14 protein-coding genes and 1 pseudogene are annotated in these 17,327 nt (G+C 70.3%); 11 read left to right on the top strand and 4 right to left on the bottom strand.

The window, feature by feature from the left end:
- Positions 1-37 precede the first annotated feature (37 nt).
- The 6 genes from IEY61_RS13450 to mshC all read left to right on the top strand — a co-directional run bounded on the left by IEY61_RS13450 (position 38) and on the right by mshC (position 5,514).
- Complete coding sequence (locus tag IEY61_RS13450) at positions 38-1,090, top strand: LLM class F420-dependent oxidoreductase (protein ID WP_189044103.1); 1,053 nt, start codon at positions 38-40, stop codon at positions 1,088-1,090.
- On the top strand, positions 1,087-1,923 hold the full coding sequence (locus IEY61_RS13455) for an undecaprenyl-diphosphate phosphatase (protein ID WP_189044065.1): 837 nt from the start codon (positions 1,087-1,089) through the stop codon (positions 1,921-1,923). Before IEY61_RS13450 ends, IEY61_RS13455 begins: the two co-directional genes overlap by 4 nt.
- A 97-nt stretch (positions 1,924-2,020) precedes the next feature.
- A complete protein-coding gene (locus IEY61_RS13460) occupies positions 2,021-2,734 on the top strand; it encodes a histidine phosphatase family protein (protein ID WP_189044067.1) in 714 nt (237 codons plus the stop codon).
- 82 nt (positions 2,735-2,816) lie between these two features.
- A complete protein-coding gene (locus tag IEY61_RS13465; RefSeq protein WP_189044069.1) occupies positions 2,817-3,395 on the top strand; it encodes a DUF3090 domain-containing protein in 579 nt (192 codons plus the stop codon).
- A complete protein-coding gene (locus IEY61_RS13470) occupies positions 3,392-4,210 on the top strand; it encodes an SCO1664 family protein (RefSeq protein WP_189044071.1) in 819 nt (272 codons plus the stop codon). The genes IEY61_RS13465 and IEY61_RS13470 overlap by 4 nt, the downstream gene beginning before the upstream one ends.
- A gap of 65 nt (positions 4,211-4,275) precedes the next feature.
- A complete protein-coding gene (gene mshC, locus IEY61_RS13475) occupies positions 4,276-5,514 on the top strand; it encodes a cysteine--1-D-myo-inosityl 2-amino-2-deoxy-alpha-D-glucopyranoside ligase (protein ID WP_189044073.1) in 1,239 nt (412 codons plus the stop codon).
- Between the two features lie 176 nt (positions 5,515-5,690).
- Here the strand turns inward: mshC and IEY61_RS13480 are convergent, their stop codons facing one another.
- A complete protein-coding gene (locus IEY61_RS13480; RefSeq protein WP_189044105.1) occupies positions 5,691-6,488 on the bottom strand; it encodes a GntR family transcriptional regulator in 798 nt (265 codons plus the stop codon).
- A 186-nt stretch (positions 6,489-6,674) separates the two neighbouring features.
- Positions 6,675-7,544: a PAC2 family protein gene (locus IEY61_RS13485; RefSeq protein ID WP_189044075.1), complete on the bottom strand. Its 870-nt coding sequence runs from the start codon at positions 7,542-7,544 to the stop codon at positions 6,675-6,677.
- A 307-nt stretch (positions 7,545-7,851) separates the two neighbouring features.
- Here IEY61_RS13485 and metH point away from each other — a divergent pair, with 307 nt between their 5' ends.
- The gene (gene metH / locus IEY61_RS13490) at positions 7,852-11,367 is read left to right on the top strand and encodes a methionine synthase (RefSeq protein ID WP_189044077.1); all 3,516 of its coding nucleotides are present in this window, start codon (positions 7,852-7,854) and stop codon (positions 11,365-11,367) included.
- A gap of 1,279 nt (positions 11,368-12,646) precedes the next feature.
- Here the strand turns inward: metH and IEY61_RS32145 are convergent.
- A complete protein-coding gene (locus IEY61_RS32145) occupies positions 12,647-13,060 on the bottom strand; it encodes a tetratricopeptide repeat protein (RefSeq protein WP_373293147.1) in 414 nt (137 codons plus the stop codon).
- A 39-nt stretch (positions 13,061-13,099) separates the two neighbouring features.
- On the opposite strand from IEY61_RS32145, the gene IEY61_RS13500 reads away from it, so the two are divergent.
- The 3 genes and pseudogenes from IEY61_RS13500 to IEY61_RS13510 all read left to right on the top strand — a co-directional run bounded on the left by IEY61_RS13500 (position 13,100) and on the right by IEY61_RS13510 (position 16,324).
- Positions 13,100-14,296, top strand: coding sequence for a helix-turn-helix domain-containing protein (locus IEY61_RS13500; protein ID WP_189044109.1), 1,197 nt, complete (start codon positions 13,100-13,102; stop codon positions 14,294-14,296).
- Between the two features lie 425 nt (positions 14,297-14,721).
- Positions 14,722-15,058 (top strand): annotated as a pseudogene (locus tag IEY61_RS31985) (hypothetical protein); the annotation flags it as partial.
- Positions 15,059-15,067: 9 nt separating this feature from the next.
- Positions 15,068-16,324 carry a helix-turn-helix domain-containing protein gene (locus IEY61_RS13510; protein WP_229705876.1) on the top strand — a complete coding sequence of 419 codons (1,257 nt, stop codon included), beginning with the start codon at positions 15,068-15,070 and terminating at the stop codon, positions 16,322-16,324.
- A 170-nt stretch (positions 16,325-16,494) separates the two neighbouring features.
- Here IEY61_RS13510 and IEY61_RS13515 read toward each other — a convergent pair whose 3' ends face one another.
- Positions 16,495-16,707 carry a hypothetical protein gene (locus IEY61_RS13515; RefSeq protein WP_189044079.1) on the bottom strand — a complete coding sequence of 71 codons (213 nt, stop codon included), beginning with the start codon at positions 16,705-16,707 and terminating at the stop codon, positions 16,495-16,497.
- Positions 16,708-16,762: 55 nt separating this feature from the next.
- On the opposite strand from IEY61_RS13515, the gene IEY61_RS13520 reads away from it, so the two are divergent.
- The gene (locus tag IEY61_RS13520) at positions 16,763-16,990 is read left to right on the top strand and encodes a dihydrofolate reductase family protein (protein WP_229705877.1); all 228 of its coding nucleotides are present in this window, start codon (positions 16,763-16,765) and stop codon (positions 16,988-16,990) included.
- Positions 16,991-17,327: the final 337 nt, after the last annotated feature.

Below are 17,327 nucleotides of genomic sequence, written 5' to 3' on the forward strand. Positions count from 1 at the left end.
GCGTAACCTGATGCGACTGCGAATGGGGGAGGACTCTGTGCGACTCGGGCTAAGCCTCGGATACCAGACAGCGTGGAGCACACCGGCCGACCACCTGGCCCTGGCTCAGGAGGCGGAGCGGCTCGGCTACGCGGTGGTGTGGGCGGCGGAGGCGTACGGCTCCGACTCGCCGAGCATGCTGGCCTGGATCGCCGGGCAGACCGAACGGATCGACATCGGCAGTGCCGTGATGCAGATCCCCGCCCGTACGCCCGCGATGACCGCGATGACCGCGGCCACCATCGACGCGCTCTCCGGCGGTCGGTTCCGCCTAGGCCTGGGGGTCTCCGGTCCGCAGGTCTCCGAGGGCTGGCACGGCGTACGCTTCGGCAAGCCTCTCGCGCGCACCCGGGAGTACGTGGACATCGTGCGGCTGGCGGTGGCCCGTAAGGAGGTCGCCTACGACGGCGACTTCTACACCCTGCCGCTGCCCGACGGCCCCGGCAAGGCGCTGCGGCTGGGTTTCCACCCGCCGCGCGAGCACATCCCCACCTACCTGGCCGCGGTGGGACCGAAGAACCTGGAGCTGGCCGGCGAGATCGCCGACGGCTGGCTGGCTGTCTTCTTCGCCCCCGAGTTCGCCGACGAGCAGCTCGCGGCGGTACGCGCCGGCCGGGCCCGGGCCGGCAAGGAACTGGCCGGCTTCGACGTGGTGCCCTCCGTGCCGGTCGTGGTCGGCGACGACGTCGCCTCCTGCGCCGAACTGGTCCGCTGGTACGCGGCCCTCTACGTCGGCGGCATGGGCAGCCGGCAGCAGAACTTCTACAACCAGTTGGCCACCCGGATGGGCTACGGCGACGCCGCCCGCGAGGTGCAGGACCTCTACCTGGCCAAGCGGCAGCGCGACGCCGCCGCCGCGGTGCCGTTGGAGTTCATCGACCGGACCTCCCTGCTCGGGCCCAAGGAACGCATCGCGGAGCGGATGCGCCAGTTCGCCGAGGCCGGGGTGACCACCCTCTCGGTGACCCTCTTCGCCGCCGACCGCGACAGCGGGGTGCAGACCCTGCGCACCGTCGCCGAGGCCCTGGACCTCTCGGGAGTCGGGGAGTGACCTGGATCGAAGCCATCGTCCTGGGCATCGTCCAGGGCCTGACCGAGTTCCTGCCGGTCAGCTCGTCGGGGCACCTGCGGATCACCTCGGCGATCTTCTTCGAGCGGGACGCCGGCGCGTCCTTCACCGCCGTCACCCAGTTGGGCACCGAGGCGGCGGTGCTGCTCTACTTCGCCAAGGACATCTGGCGGATCGGCCGGACCTGGGTCGTCGGCATCTGGGACTCCTCGGTACGTAGCAGCCTGGACTACCGGATGGGCTGGTACGTGATCATCGGCTCGATCCCGATCGGCGCCTTCGGCTTCCTGTTCAAGGACCAGATCCGGGAGACCGCCCGCAACCTGTGGGTGGTGGCCACCACTCTGATCGTCTTCGCCTTCGTGCTCGCGTTCGCCGAGTACTGGGGCCGGCAGACCCGGACGCTCAAGAACTTCCGGATGCGCGACGGCGTGGTGATGGGTTTCGCCCAGGCGCTGGCGCTCATCCCCGGCGTGTCGCGCTCGGGGGCGACCCTGACCTTCGGCCTGTTCCTCAACCTCACCCGGGAGACCGCGGCCCGCTACTCGTTCCTGCTGGCCATCCCGGCCGTGGTGATGTCCGGGATATTCAGCCTGGGCGACGTCTTCGAACCGGCGGCCCCGGGCACCTCCGTGCCCACCGTCGCGCAGATGGTCGTCGCCACGCTGATCGCGTTCGTGGTCGGCTACGCGGCCATCGCCTGGCTGCTGCGCTACGTCGCACACCACACCCTGTACGTCTTCGTGCTCTACCGGGTCGCGGTCGGCACCCTGGTCTTCGCCCTCCTGCTCACCGGCACCATCACCGCCACCTGAGATGCAAGGAAGGGCCCCTTCTTAACGCCTCAGGTAGAGCAGGGGCCCCTTCTTAACACCCGACACGCCCCCGTCGAGGTCCGGGCGTGGGCCTAGTGTGGGTCGGGTGGCGACCCTTTTGCTCCTGCGGCACGGACGTACCACCGCGAACGCCGACGGCGGCCTGGCCGGCCGGCAGCCGGTCGAGCTGGACGAGACCGGCCGGGCGCAGGCCGAAGCGGTGGGCGAGCGGCTGCGGGCGGTGCCATTGGCCGCCGTCGTGACCAGCCCGCTGATCCGCTGCCGGCAGACCGTCGCGCTGGCGCTGCCGCAGGCGGCGCCGGTGGTCGACGAGGGACTCATCGAGTGCGGGTACGGCAGTTGGGAGGGGCAGCCGCTGAAGAAGCTGGCCAAGGAACCGCTCTGGCCGGTCGTGCAGCAGCACCCCAGCGCGGCCGTCTTTCCCGAGGGCGAATCGATGGCGCAGATGGCGGCCCGTGCGGTGGCGGCGGTACGCGCCTGGGACGCCCGGCTGACCGCCGAACACGGCCCCGAGGCGGTCTGGCTGGCGTGCAGCCACGGCGACGTGATCAAGGCCATCGTCGCCGACGCGCTCGGCGTACACCTGGATCTTTTTCAGCGGATCGTGGTCGACCCGGCGTCGGTGACCGCGATCCGCTACACCCCGTTGCGTCCCTTCCTGCTCCGGCTCAACGACATCGGCGGTGACCTGAACGCCCTGGTCCCGCCGCCGCCCAAGCGGCGTCGGCGGGCCAGCCGCCCGGCGGACTCGGACGCCGCGGTCGGCGGCGGTACGGGAGCGTCCGGGTGAGCCGACCGACGCCGGCCCACCGGGCAGCGATTCGGGTCGGTGGGGTGCGCGGCACGCGGAGGCGCCGGATAGGGTCTCTGGTATGACCCACCAGGTGCACGCCTTCGAGCCGCCGGAGCGGTTCGTCGCCGGGACCGTCGGGCCGCCGGGGGAGCGCACCTTCTTCCTCCAAGCGCGCGGCGGCGGCCGGCTGGTCAGCGTCGCGCTGGAAAAGGTCCAGGTCTCCCTGCTCGCCGAGAAGCTGGAGGAACTGCTCACCGAGGCGCAGCGCCGATTCGGGGTCCAGTTGCCCGAAGCGCCGGCCTCGCTCGGTGACAACGACCCGCTGGAGACGCCGGTCGACGAGGAGTTCCGGGTCGGCACCCTGGGCCTGGCCTTCGACGCGGACACCGCGACCGTGGTGATCGAGGCGATCGCGGTCGGCGAGGCGGAGACCGAGATCGAGTTGGGCGAGTCGGAGGAGGACGACGAGGCCGACGACGTCGAGCCCGACGAGGATCTCGACCGGCTCCGGGTGCGGTTGACCCCCGAGGAGACCCGCGCGTTCATCGAACGGGCCCGCCGGGTGGTCAACGCCGGACGTCCCCCCTGCCCGCTCTGCGGCCAGCCGCTCGACCCGGCCGGTCACCTCTGCCCCCGGAACAACGGCTACCACCGGTGACCTCGTCCGGCCTGGCACCCCGGCGCGACGGTGCCGCCGCACTGCGTCTGCTGCGCGACGGCGAACTGACCGTCGAGGGGCGGCTGGTCGACGCGTCGAACACCACCCTGCGCGGCATCCTCACCCTGGCCGGCGCGGCCGCCCGGTGCGTCTACAAGCCGGTGCGCGGCGAGCGGCCGCTGTGGGACTTCCCGGACGGCACGCTGGCCGGCCGCGAGGTCGCCGCCTACCTGGTCTCCGCGGCCACCGGCTGGGGCCTGGTGCCACCGACGGTGCTGCGGGCGGGGCCGTTCGGCCCGGGCTCGTGCCAGCTCTGGATCGACGAGCCGCCCGACACCGAACCGCTGGTCGCGTTCGTACCGGCCGACGCGCTGCCGCCCCGATGGATCCCGGTCGCCGCGGCCCGCGACGACGAGGGCACCCCGTACGCCCTGGCGCACGCCGACGATCCCCGGCTGGCCCGGCTCGCGGTCTTCGACGCGGTGATCAACAACGCGGACCGCAAGGGCGGGCACGTCCTACGCGGCCCGGACGACCGGATCCACGGGGTCGACCACGGGGTGAGTTTCCACGTGGAGGAGAAGCTGCGTACGGTCCTCTGGGGTTGGGCCGGCCGGCCGCTGCCCGACGACGCCGTCGAGGCGCTCGACCGGCTTGCCCGCCAGGTCGCCGGTCCGCTCGGCGACGAGTTGGCCGAGCACCTCACCATCGGCGAGGTCACCGAGCTGGCGGTCCGGATCGACCGGCTGCGCGCCGACGGCCGGTTCCCGCAGCCGCCGCAGGACTGGCCGGCCGTACCGTGGCCACCCCTGTGAACCTGAGGCGTTGATCACTGCGGAGCCGGCGTGCGTGCGCCCCGCCGCTCGTTAGGCTGGCGGACATGGAATCTTGGGTGGGGCACGAGGTGCCGCGGTTGCCGGGCAGGAGCGGGCCGCTGAGGTTGTTCGACTCGGCACGGCAGGGCGTGCACCCGACCGAGCCCGACGGCGCCGCGACGATGTACGTCTGCGGCATCACCCCGTACGACGCCACCCACCTGGGTCACGCCGCCACCATGATCGCCTTTGACCTGGTGCAGCGGATGTGGCGCGACGCGGGCCACGAGGTGCGGTACGTGCAGAACGTCACCGACATCGACGATCCGCTGCTGGAGCGGGCCGAGCGCGACGGCGAGGACTGGAGGGTCCTGGCGATGCGGGAGACGGCGCTGTTCCGGGAGGACATGGAGGCGCTGCGGATGATCCCGCCGGCGCACTACGTGGGCGCCGTCGAGTCGATCCCGGACATCGCCGAGAAGGTGCTGATGCTGCTCAAGGACGGTGCCGCGTACCGCCTGGACGACGGCACCGGCGACGTCTACTTCGACATCTCGGCCGCGCCCCGCTTCGGCTACGAGTCGAACCTGTCGCGTACCGAGATGCTGGAGATCTTCCCCGAACGGGGTGGCGACCCGGACCGGGCCGGCAAGCGCGACCCGCTCGACCCGCTGCTGTGGCGCGGCGCCCGCGACGGCGAACCCTCCTGGCCCGGCGGCGACCTCGGGCCGGGGCGGCCGGGCTGGCACATCGAGTGCGCGGTGATCGCCCTGGACCTGCTCGGGGCCACCATCGACGTGCAGGGCGGCGGCAACGACCTGCTCTTTCCGCACCACGAGTGTTCCGCCGCCCACGCCGAGCGGCTGACCGGGGCGGCGCCGTTCGCCGCGCACTACGTGCACGCCGGGATGATCGGCCTGGACGGCGAGAAGATGTCCAAGTCCCGCGGCAACCTGGTCTTCGTCTCCCGGCTGCGCGCCGACCGGGTCGACCCGATGGCGGTGCGGCTGGCGCTGCTTTCCGGCCACTACCGCGCCGACCGGCCGTGGACCGACGACCTGTTGGCGGCCGCCCAGCAGCGACTGGCCCGCTGGCGCCGGGCCGCCGCCGCACCCGCCGGGCCGTCCGGGGAGGCGTTCCTGGCCGGTGTACGCGACCGCCTGACCGACGACCTGGACTCGCCTGGCGCCCTGCGACTGGCCGACGAGTGGGCCGACCGCGCCCTGGCCGGCGCAACCGACGACCCGGCCGCCCCCGCCCTCTTCGCCACCACCCTCGACGCCCTCCTAGGCCTGAACCTCTAACCCCCCGCCCCCGCCCCCGCGCTTCGACGCCTCGGCGATCTTGCAGTTTCGGTCGCTGTTACGCGGCTTTCATGGCTTTTGCGGCGACGAAAAGTGCAAGATCGCGAGTCTCTTCGAGACGCCTCGCAGCGAGAAGGGTCAGATCGTGAGCGCTCGGGCGGCGGAGGGGGCAGCCCTTAGCCGAGCACGAGACCGGGGTCGGGGTCGGGGTCGGGGGCCTCGGTGGGGGCGGGGATCTTGTACTCCTCGGTGAGGGTGGTGACCGGGCCGGGCCAGGTGGCCTGGGCCACCTCGATCGGCTTGCGGTGCGGGTCGTACGCGACGTGCAGCAGGTGCAGCACGGGGGTGTCCGGTCGGATCTGGAGGGTCTCCGCCTCCTCCCGGCTGGGCTGGCGGGCCGTGATCGTGTCGGTGGCTGTCGCGTACCGCCGGCCGGTGGCCTCCTCGGCCTCCTGGTAGAGCGGGCGGCCGAAGGCCTCGGCCCGCTCGAGCGAGGTGCCGGTGGTGTCGGCGGGCAGGAACCAGGAGGCGCCCACCTCGACCGGTGAGTCATCGGTGCGGACCAGGTGCCGGCGGCAGAGCAGCTCGGTGCCGTCCGGTACGCCGAACGCGTCGGCCACCTCGGGCGGGGCGGGGGAACGGCCGACGGAGACCAGTTGTTGCCGGTACCGGGCGGCCAGGTCGGTGTGGTAGCCGCGGAAGCCGCCGTAGCGACCGCGGGAGAGGCGGTTGAGCCGCCGCCGGGTGCCCCGCACGTACGTACCCGAGCCGGGCTTGGTGATCAGGACGCCCTCGACCCGCAGCTGGTCGACGGCGCGTTGCACGGTCTGCTTCGCCACCCCGAACATCTCCGCGATGGCCGGAATGGACGGCAGCCGCTCACCCGGCCCCCAGTCGCCGCGCCGGATCTGTGTCTTGAGCTGCGCGGCGATCTGTCGGTGCGGAAACTCCGCGGCGCCCGGATTGATCTGCACACCCGCCTCCCTCATCAGCTAGGTTCCTAGGATGCCCCACGCGCTGTGCCCCGCGCCACCCCGCCCAGCTGCCCTCCCCTCCCCGCCGCCCCCACTCTCTGTCCGTTGATCATGAGGTTAGCGGCAGTGGTCGATCTTCAAAGTGCCGCTAACCTCATGATCAACGCGCAGAGAGTGGGGTAACGGTTACCAGGAGCCGGCGGTGGGGCCGGCGGAGCCGCCTCGACGGCGTAGGTACTTCTCGAACTCCTGGGCGATCTCGTCCCCGGTCAGCGGGGTGATGCCGGCGTCGCCGACCCGCTCCTCCAGCTCACGCACGTACTCGCCGAGTTCGGCGTCCTGCTCGGCGGCGCTGCGCACCCGCTGTTCCCACTCGGCGGCCTCCTCGGCCAGGTCGGCCATCGGCACCGGCAGGTCGAGCACCTCCTCGACCCGGTGCAGCAGGGCGAGAGTCGCCTTCGGGCAGGGCGGGTTGTTGGCGTAGTGCGGCACGTGCACCCAGAACGAGACCGCGTCGACCTCGGCCCGGGTGCAGGCGTCGTGCAGCACGCCCACGATGCCCGTCGGCCCGTCGTAGCGGGTGGGGGTGAGTTGGTAGCGCTTGGCGGCGTCGGCGTCGGAGGCGCTGCCGCTGATCGGCAGCGGCCGAGTGTAGGGCACGTCGGCCAGCAGGGCGCCCAGCAGCACCACCCGCTCGACCTCCAGGGCGTGGCAGAGCTCCAGCACCTGCTCGCAGAAGGTCCGCCAGCGCATGCTCGGCTCGATGCCCCGGATCAGCACCACGTCCCGCTCAGTGCCGGACGGGCTGGCCACGGTGAACCGCGTCGTCGGCCATTCCACCCGGCGGGTGGCGCCGTCGGACATCGTGATGGTGGGCCGGCTGACCTGGAAGTCGTAGAAGTCCTCCGGATCCAGTTCGGTGACGGGCCGGGCCTGCCACACCTGCTCGAGGTGCTCGACGGCGGCGGTCGAGGCGTCGGCGGCGTCGTTCCAGCCTTCGAACGCGGCGATGGCCACCGGAGACCGCAGCACCGGCAGGCCGTCGAACTCGGTCACGCCGTCACCCCACCCCGCTCGTCACCGGCGGCGCCGGGGGCGGCCCCCGTCGCGCGCCCGTCGGGCATGGTGGTGTCGCTGTAGTCCCTCACATCAGTCAGCCTACGTGCCGCGCGAAAAGGTGGCCCGTTGGCCGCGCCGGATTGCGGCCGGCGTCCGCGTCGGCGTCCCGGGCCGCCGCAGAACCGGATCGCCGACGCCAACCGGCATAGCGGCGCAAAGCCGGACAGCCTGCTCCCGGTGGCATGATGTGGGACGGTGCGGCGCCGGGAATCGCGCCGCACTCGGGCGGACTAACCTGGGGTACGTGCGGACTTCGTTGCTCGATGCGCTGGCAGACCGGATCCTCATCGCCGACGGGGCGATGGGGACGATGCTCCAGACCGCCGACCTGCCCCTGGAAGACTTCGACGGCCTCGAGGGCTGCAACGAGATCCTCAACATCACCCGCCCGGACGTGGTGCGGGGGGTGCACGAGGCGTACCTCGACGCCGGCGCGGACTGCGTCGAAACCAACACCTTCGGCGCGAACCTGGCCAATCTCGGCGAGTACGACATCCAGCACCGGATCCGGGAACTTTCCGCCGCCGGCGCCCGGATCGCCCGGGAGGCGGCCGACGCGTACGCCACACCCGAACGGCCCCGCTTCGTGCTCGGCTCGATCGGCCCCGGCACGAAGCTGCCCACCCTCGGCCACACCCCCTACGCGACGCTGCGGGACGCGTACCAGGAAAACGCCGCCGGCCTGCTCGAGGGCGGCGCGGACGCCCTGATCGTGGAGACCTGCCAGGACCTGCTCCAAGCCAAGGCCGCCGTGGTCGGCTCGCACCGGGCCATGGCGGAGTTGGGCCGCAAGGTCCCGCTGATCTGCCAGGTCACCGTGGAGACCACCGGCACCATGCTGGTCGGCAGCGAGATCGGCGCGGCGTTGACCGCGATCGAGCCGCTCGGCGTCGACCTCATCGGCCTGAACTGCGCCACCGGGCCGGCCGAGATGGGTGAGCACCTGCGCTACCTCTCCCAGCACGCCCGGGTGCCGCTGTCGGTGATGCCGAACGCAGGCCTGCCGCAGCTCACCGCCGACGGCGCGGTCTACCCGCTGACCCCGGTGGAGTTGGCCGACGCCCTGGAACGCTTCGTCACCGAGTACGGCGTATCCCTGATCGGCGGTTGTTGCGGCAGCACCCCCGAGCACGTCCGGGTGCTCGCCGAGCGGCTGGCCGGCGCCCGGCCGGGCCCGCGCGAGCCGCGCATCGACCCGGGTGTCTCCTCGGTCTACCAGCACGTGCCGTTCGCTCAGGACGTCAGCGTGCTGATGGTGGGGGAGCGGAGCAACGCCAACGGCTCCCGGGCGTTCCGGGAGGCGATGCTCGCCGCCGACTGGCAGTCCTGCGTGGAGATCGCCCGTGGCCAGGCCCGCGACGGCTCGCACCTGCTGGACCTCTGCGTCGACTACGTGGGACGCGACGGCACCACCGACATGCGCGAGCTGGCCGGCCGGTTCGCCACCGCCTCCACTCTGCCGATCATGCTGGACTCGACCGAGCCGGCGGTGATCGAGGCGGGGCTGGAGATGCTCGGCGGCCGGTGCGTGGTCAACTCGGTCAACTTCGAGGACGGCGACGGCCCCGGGTCGCGGTACGCGCGGGTGATGCCGGTGGTTGCCGAGCACGGCGCCGCCGTGGTGGCCCTGCTCATCGACGAGGAGGGCCAGGCCCGCACGAAGGAGTGGAAGGTACGCATCGCCGAGCGGCTGATCGCCGACCTCACCGGCCGGTGGGGGATGCGCCGCTCCGACATCCTCATCGACGCGCTGACCTTCCCGATCGCCACCGGTCAGGAGGAGACCCGCCGCGACGGCATCGAGACGATCGAGGCGATCCGGGAGATCGCCCGCCGCTGGCCCGGGGTGAACTTCACCCTGGGCATCTCCAACGTCTCCTTCGGGCTCAACCCGGCCGCCCGGCAGGTGCTCAACTCGGTCTTCCTGCACGAGTGCGTGCAGGCCGGGCTCACCTCGGCGATCGTGCACGCCAGCAAGATCCTGCCGATGTCGAAGATCCCCGACGAGCAGCGCGAGGTCGCCCTCGACCTGATCCACGACCGCCGCCGCGAGGGCTACGACCCGGTGCAGCGCTTCATCGAGCTCTTCGAGGGCATCGACGCGGCCTCGGCGCGCGCCACCCGCGCCGAGGAACTGGCCGCGCTGCCGCTCAACGAGCGGCTCAAGCGGCGGATCATCGACGGCGAACGCAACGGCCTGGAGGCCGACCTGGACGCGGCGATGGCCGCCGGCACGGCCCCGCTGGCCATCATCAACGACATCCTGCTGGATGGCATGAAGGTGGTCGGCGAGCTGTTCGGTTCCGGGCAGATGCAGTTGCCGTTCGTGCTTCAATCCGCCGAGGTGATGAAGACCGCGGTGGCGTACCTCGAACCGCACCTGGAGAAGGCCGACGACGACGGCAAGGGTCGCATCGTGCTCGCCACGGTCCGGGGCGACGTGCACGACATCGGCAAGAACCTGGTCGACATCATCCTCTCCAACAACGGCTACGAGGTGGTCAACATCGGCATCAAGCAGCCGATCTCCGCCATCCTCGACGCCGCCGAGCAGCACCGCGCCGATGTCATCGGCATGTCGGGCCTGCTGGTCAAGAGCACGGTCGTGATGAAGGAGAACCTGGCCGAGATGGCCTCGCGTGGGGTCGCGGAGCGCTGGCCGGTCCTGCTCGGCGGTGCGGCGCTGACCCGGGCGTACGTCGAGGACGACCTGCGGTCGATCTTCCCCGGCCAGGTGCACTACGCCCGCGACGCCTTCGAGGGACTGTCCCTGATGGACCGGGTGATGACGGCCAAGCGCGGCGGCGCGCCGGTGATCGACCCCGAGCGGGAGGTGGCCCTGGCGGCCCGGCGGGCCCGCCGGGAACGGCAACGGGCCATTGTCGCCGAGTCCCTGCCGGACCTGCACGACACCTCGGTCCGCTCGACCGTCGCCACCGACGTGCCGGTGCCGGCGGCGCCGTTCCGCGGCACCCGGGTGGTCAAGGGTGTGCCGTTGGCCGACTACGCGGCGCTGCTGGACGAGCGCGCCACCTTCATGGGCCAGTGGGGGCTGCGGGGTGCGCGCGGCGGCACGGGCCCGTCGTACGAGGAACTGGTGGAGACCGAGGGCCGGCCCCGGCTGCGCTACTGGCTGGACCGGCTGATCGCCGACCAGGTGCTGGAAGCGGCCGTGGTGTACGGCTACTTCCCGGCCTACTCCGAGGGCAACGACCTGGTGGTGCTGGACGAGAACGGGCACGCCGAGCGGGCCCGGTTCACCTTCCCCCGGCAGCGCCAGGAGCGGCGACTCTGCCTGGCCGACTTCTTCCGCCCCCGCGGCGACCAACTGGACGTGGTCGCGTTGCAGCTGGTCACCGTGGGCCAGCCGGTCAGCGAGTACGCGGCCAAGCTGTTCGCCGCCAACGAGTACCGCGACTACCTGGAGGTGCACGGGCTCTCCGTGCAGCTCACCGAGGCCCTCGCCGAGTACTGGCACAAGCGCGTCCGAGCCGAGCTGACCCTGCCCGAGGGCCGTACCGTCGCCGACGACGACCCGGCGGACCTGGCCGGCCTGCTGCGCACCGACTACCGCGGCTGCCGGTACGCGTTCGGCTACCCGGCCTGCCCCGACCTGGAGGACCGGGCGAAGATCGTGGAGCTGCTCGGCGCCGAGCGGATCGGCGTGCAACTCTCCGAGGAGTTCCAGCTCATGCCGGAGCAGGCCACCGACGCCATCGTCGTCCACCACCCCGAGGCCAGCTACTTCAACGCCAAGTAATGACCGCAGGTGCCGTGACCTGCACTTCCGGCACCTGCGGACTTCGGGCACCCGTCAGCCCGGGGAGTTCGTTGTCAACTGGTATGCGGATGGAGGGGCTCGCCTGACCTCCGCAGCCAGTTGATCGACTCCGTTCCGTCGGTACGGCGGTGTCCGATCGGTCGGGACACCGCCATTATGGCGAAACGGCGATCTGGGGCACGTCGCGGACGACATGTGAGCGGGCGCGCCAGGAACGGCACGGCAAGTGATCTTCTCGGGATGCCGTCGGCTTGAGTGAGTACTGGGCCGGTGAGGTCTGCGAATGACAGGAAAGCGATCATGATCTGAGCGATGCTGTTGGGACCCCGTGGCACCATCGCGTGGTGCTCCAATCTATAGAGATCACGGCCACCCTCGCCGTGCCACAGTCGCCGTTCCACAACCTCCACTGGAACAGTGCACTTGAACTGAGCATCGACTGCTTCGTCTGCGAGCGCATTGGCCGGACCACTCGCTTCGAATTGGGAGCGGAGCGAGCCATCTGCTCCGGGGACAGCCGCACCGACAGGCACTACACCGCCGCACGGATGTCAGCCTTCGATACTGGCGCAGCGAAAGATCAGATCACCCTCCGGGCGGTGGTGGACTACTGGTTTGCGCCATTCCATGACGCCAAACGTGATGTAGCCGCTACGCCACTGACGCGTGGGTATGGCTCGCCGTGGGTCCGGCTCCACCTCGGCTACCACTGTCCCGAGCACAACGCGTCAGGTGCTTTCTCCGATCAGACCAACCTCGTCCGGCCGTGCCCCACCCCCTGCGAACACTGCGCTGTGCCGATCGCCGAGAGCCGAGAGGTGCCCCGAGTCCGGCTCCTCACCTAGCCTCGGCGGGCTATCAGCAGCGCTGTTGAGCTGGGCAAACGGGTGCTCCAAGACGCCCAAGATCATTGCACGTATTTTGAGGCGGAGCGGATTCCAGTTGAGGAGACGACTCGGGCAGGGGCGGATCGACGTTGGTCGTGGACGGTGACCGGGTGCCGATCGGGGGCTCTCGGATCTCACGGCTCATAGGCGTTGGGGGTGACGGCGTACCTCGCTGACACTGAAGCGTACGATGAGGGTTCCCTGACCGAGTGCGGCAGCGACAGCACCCAGCAGCGAGGCGACTGCGCAACCAGAGGCGGCATCGTGCGCTGGTGCCGACGGCACCACCGCTGAGCCGGGCCGAGCGTGGCGCCCGAATCGCCGAAGATTCCGACATCACTGGTGCATGTGTCCGGTCTGCTGGCGGCGGCTCAACGCTTCTTCCGGTTGTTAGGTCTCGGGCCCGGTCGTCCGCCCATGTGGGTTCTAATCTCGTTAACTAACTTCTGTGTTTGCCGCGTCCGATGGTCGCCTGATCCGAATAGTCGTCTTTCTGCTTCGAGTTTTGCCGTTGCCTGTGTTCGTGCGGCCAGCACCGCGCCTCGCCGTAGTAGCAGATGCGCCAAGTTGGCGCGAGTTGCCAGGGTGTTGGGGTGGTCGGGGCCGAGGACGCGTAGTTGGTCGGTGAGGAGTTGCTCGAAGCTGGTGATGGCGGCGTGGTGGTCGCCGGCCTCGCCTCTCCAACTGGCGAGGTTGGTGTGGCGAAGGTCGAACTCTCCGGCCTGGCGCTTGCAGACTTTGGCGGTAAGCGCGGGTACCGTCGACTGTGGTGGTCTGCCAATCACTGGTGGTCCGCTGCCCAGACTGCTACCTGGGGGACGATGATGAGCGATTCCGCGACGTTTGGTGCGCGTCTTCGGATGTACCGCGAGCGTGCGGGGAAGACCCGGCCGGTTCTTGGTGGGTTGGTCGGGCGTAGCGCGGAGTGGGTCAAGGCTCTGGAGAATGGTCGGCTTTTGCCGCCTCGCCTGCCCATGTTGCTGCGGTTGGCTGAGGTGCTCGATATTTCCGATCTTGCGGATTTGACTGGTGATCAGTCGTTGCCGGTGGCGTCGGTGACCAGGGCCGGGCATTCCGAGGTCGGCAAGGTGGCTGCCGCGATGCAACGCGCTTCCGTGCCGATGGGCGCGGTGACGCCAGTTGAGGTGGTGCGCGATCTGGTTGATCAGGCCTGGGCATTGTGGCATCGGTCCACGGCTGAGCGTACGGCGGCAGCGGCTGTGCTTCCCGGGTTGCTGACGGATGTGCAACGGAGCGTCCGGAAGCTCGATGGCGGGGACCGTCGGCAGGCGTTGGTCGAGTTGGCGCGGGTGTATCACCTGGTGCAGTTGTACTTGGCGCACCAACCGTTGCCGGAGTTGGTGTGGCTGGCTGCCGACCGGGCGATGTCGGCTGCCCAGGACGCGGACGACCCGGCCGCGATGGCGGTGGCTGCCTGGTACTACGCGCACGTCTACCGGGGCGCGAACCAGGTCGACGCCGCCGAGCAGGTGCTGGTCGAGGCTGCGGAACTGGTCGACCCGGCGGCGGGTGGTGAGCAGTTGACGCGGTGGGGTCAGGTGCAACTCGGTATTGCGCTGGGCCACAGCAAGGCCGGCCGGGCCGGTCGGGCGTGGCGGGCGTGGGATGCCGCCGACTCGGCCGCGAGCCGGCTCGGCGGTGGGTACGTCCATCCGTGGCTGATGTTCGGCTCGGCGGCGTGTGCGGCGTATGCGGTCACCATAGAGACGGACCTGTGCCGGCCGGGCGAGGCGGTGCGGCGGGCCGACACCACCGACTATCGGGCGTTGCCCTCGCACACCCGCCGGGCTGCCGCATTGATCGATGCCGCTCGGGCGCACATGCTGGATCGTGGGGAGGTCGCGGCGGTGCACCTGCTCGGCCGGGCATTGCGGGAGAGCGTCGACACGGTACGGCACAACCCTTATGCCCGCACTGTCGCGCTGGAACTGTCGAATCGGGCGGGCACGGTTGGTGAGGATGCCCGAGAGTTGGCCCTCGCCATCGGCATGACCGGGTAACTCTCCCTCAGGTACAGACTCTCCCCGCCACGGCCGGTGACTACTCGTAGCGTTCCCGTCACTGGCGGCGGCGGGCCTGTGCCTGCTTGACACCCGATAGAGCCGCGCCGAACCTCGTCGCCGCCTCCTGTTGCTCGATCAAGGAGGCGAGTCTGTGACGATCTGGTCTGAGCTGCGCATGCTGACGCGGTGGCTGCTCCGGCGGCCTCAGCCTCCGCCACCGCCAGGGACCGGGCAGCGATATCAGGACGTCGAGCAGGCAGCGGCGCAGGAGCGTCTGCTCGACCACGCGAGGCAACTACGGCGCTGCCAGGGCCGCCACGAATCGGCAGACCAGCGCAGCGCACGCCGACCGGAGGGCCTCCGGTGACCCGACGCGTGGCCAGGTCGTTGGGCCAGTCGGCGGCGACGGGCCGGCACGTCTCGTACGACGAGTACATCTCGGCCACCGCGTTGACCTTCGCGCGGCGGCATCGGCCGGTGTGGTCCTCGCAGTTCCAGCGGCGGATCTGTCGCTGTGGTGCCGACCTGCCGTGCCATGCCCGGCATCGGATTCCGATCAATCGTGGTCACTGGCCCCAGGTGGGTGAGCAGTGAGCGGCGGACCGGAGCGGGTGATCCTCGCGGTCCATCTACCAGGGCGCGACGGCTTGTGTGTCGTCTGCCCGGGCGTGGTGGTTGCGGCTGGCTCCATACCCATGCTGGCAGGTGGAGCGGGCGACCAGCCGGCAGGCCTGCGCGAGCGTCGTCCGGTTTTTCGGGCGGTGCGCGGTGAGCACCCACGGCCCGGTGCTGCCGGTCCGGTCGAGGAGACGACTCGGGCGGTGCCGGATCGGCGGTGGCGTCGTGACCGGTGAGCGGGTGCCGATTGGTCGGCGGGTGGCGTATCTGCGGGTGCGGCGGCGGTTGTCGCAGCAGTCTCTTGCTGATCGTCTCGGCAAGTCGAAGAGTTGGGTGGACAAGGTCGAGCGTGGGGTTCGCTCGTTGGAGCGGGTGTCGACCATCCGGGACATCGCCGCCGTGCTGCGGGTCGACGCCGCGGCGCTGCTCGGGCGTGACGCCCAGCCCGCCGGTGCGGTCGAGCAGACCGAGGACGTTGCGCGGATCCGGGCAGCGTTGTCGGCGTACGAGCTCGTGCGTGACCGGCCAGCACCGGTGCTGCCAGCCGATCGTCTCGACCGCCATGTCGGGTACGCCTGGACTGCGTACCAGCACGCCCGATATCCGCAGGTGGTGGAGCTGCTGCCGAGCCTGCTGTGCGATGTGCAGCGCACGTATGCCCGGGATCCGGTTCGGGGCCGGGCAGCGGTGGTGGAGGCGTACCGGGTGACGGCGGCGTTGCTGGTGAAGCTGGACGAGGCGGATCTGGCCTGGTTGGCCGTCGATCGGGCGATGGCTGCAGCTGCCGGGGATCGGGTGTTGGTGGCGTGTGCGGCGGTGCAGCTTGGGCAGGTGTTGCGGTCGTCGGCGTGGGCGCGGTCGGTGTTGCTGGCGGCGGCGTACCGGATCGCTCCTTCGGATCTTGATGCCGGCTCTCCTCAGGAGTTGTCGTTGTGTGGGGCGTTGCTGGTGCAGGCCGGGTTGGTGGCGGCCCGGTCCGGCGACGAACGCGCGGCCGGTGAGTTGTTGGACGAGGCTGCCGAGATGGCGGTTCGGGTGGGGGATGGGCATGACCTTCACCGGACGGCGTTCGGGCCGACTGCTGTGGAGTTGGCCCGGGTCGCCGCAGCGGTGGAGTTGGGCGACGGGCCGGTGGCGGTTGCCCGACACGGACAGGTGGTTCGGCGGGACGGGTGGCGGTTGCTGCCGGTGGAGCATCGGGCCGCGCATCTCATCGACGCTGCCCGCGCGTACCTTCAGGCCGACGATCCGACCAACGCTGCTCGGGTGCTGCTGGATGCGGAGATCCTGGCCCCGTGCGAGGTGCGCCGCCGGCCGGTAGGCCGGGACGTTCTCGCCGAGATCGCCCGGGACCCGAAGGCTCCGGCAATGATCGGCGAGTTGGCCCTCAGCCTCGGGCTGGTGTGAGGAGTGACCGCCCCGTTCCTGTCCCTGGCCCAGATCCGTAACCGGCTGACCCTCGCTGCCCGGCGCACTCTCCGCGAGCAGATCCGGCGAAAGGACCGGTGCCCGACGTGCGGCGCTTCAGCGGCAGACACTCTCCGAGCGTTGGGGGAAGAGCGGCTCGACGTTTCGCTTCAACGTCTGGCATTGTCCGGTGAGCGCTTCGGCCAGATCCGCCTCACGCCCAAGGCGCGGAAGGCGATGGACAACGTGATCCCGTAGGCGACGATGAGGGCAAAGAGCAGATGAGAGGGCTGCCCGTTTGCGTAGGCCCAGGCGCCCGTGGCCAGCACGGCAAAACAGCCTGCACCGAACAAAGCCCACCAGAGCGCGTCGCGTCGCCGCATGGCCGCAAGTGTATGTCGATCCCAGGTGTTGCTTGACCGATGATTGTTCCGCGCCGTGTTTGGTCTGTACGCCGAGTACCGACTACCGGCGGAGATCGAGTTCGCCCGCCGGTGGCGGGACATGCCGAAGGTGGTGTTCTCCTCGACGATCAGCACGGCCGACTGGAACACCCGCCTGGTCACCGGCGACGCGGTCACCGAGATCACCCGGCTCAAGGCCGAGGACGGCGGCCCCATGGATATCGGCGGCGCCACGCTCGCCGCCCCGGCCGATGAAGTTTGACGCGTTACCACTGCTTCAGAGATGAAATGGTGGGGGCGGGGGGTGTCCGGCGTCTCGGTAAAAAGTCACACCGCAACTCTCGCCGCAATAGGTGAATGTTCAACTATCTTTGGTTTAACCATTCGTCCGGGGCGACCTGCTAGGAGGCTCGGAAATGAACGAGACGGCGAGCTGGCACGACAGTTACGACGTGGTAGTAGTGGGCTCAGGGTACGTATTCAGCTTGGGGTAGCCGTTTGGGGCAACCACGGCCCGGTGGTGAATAGTTGCTTGAGCACGTCGAGGGCGTCCATGCCGTGCTTGGCGGCAGTGGACAGGTAAGAACGCAGGGTGGCGA

Source organism: Micromonospora sonchi, from assembly GCF_014646235.1.
GTDB classification, from domain to species: domain Bacteria; phylum Actinomycetota; class Actinomycetes; order Mycobacteriales; family Micromonosporaceae; genus Micromonospora; species Micromonospora sonchi.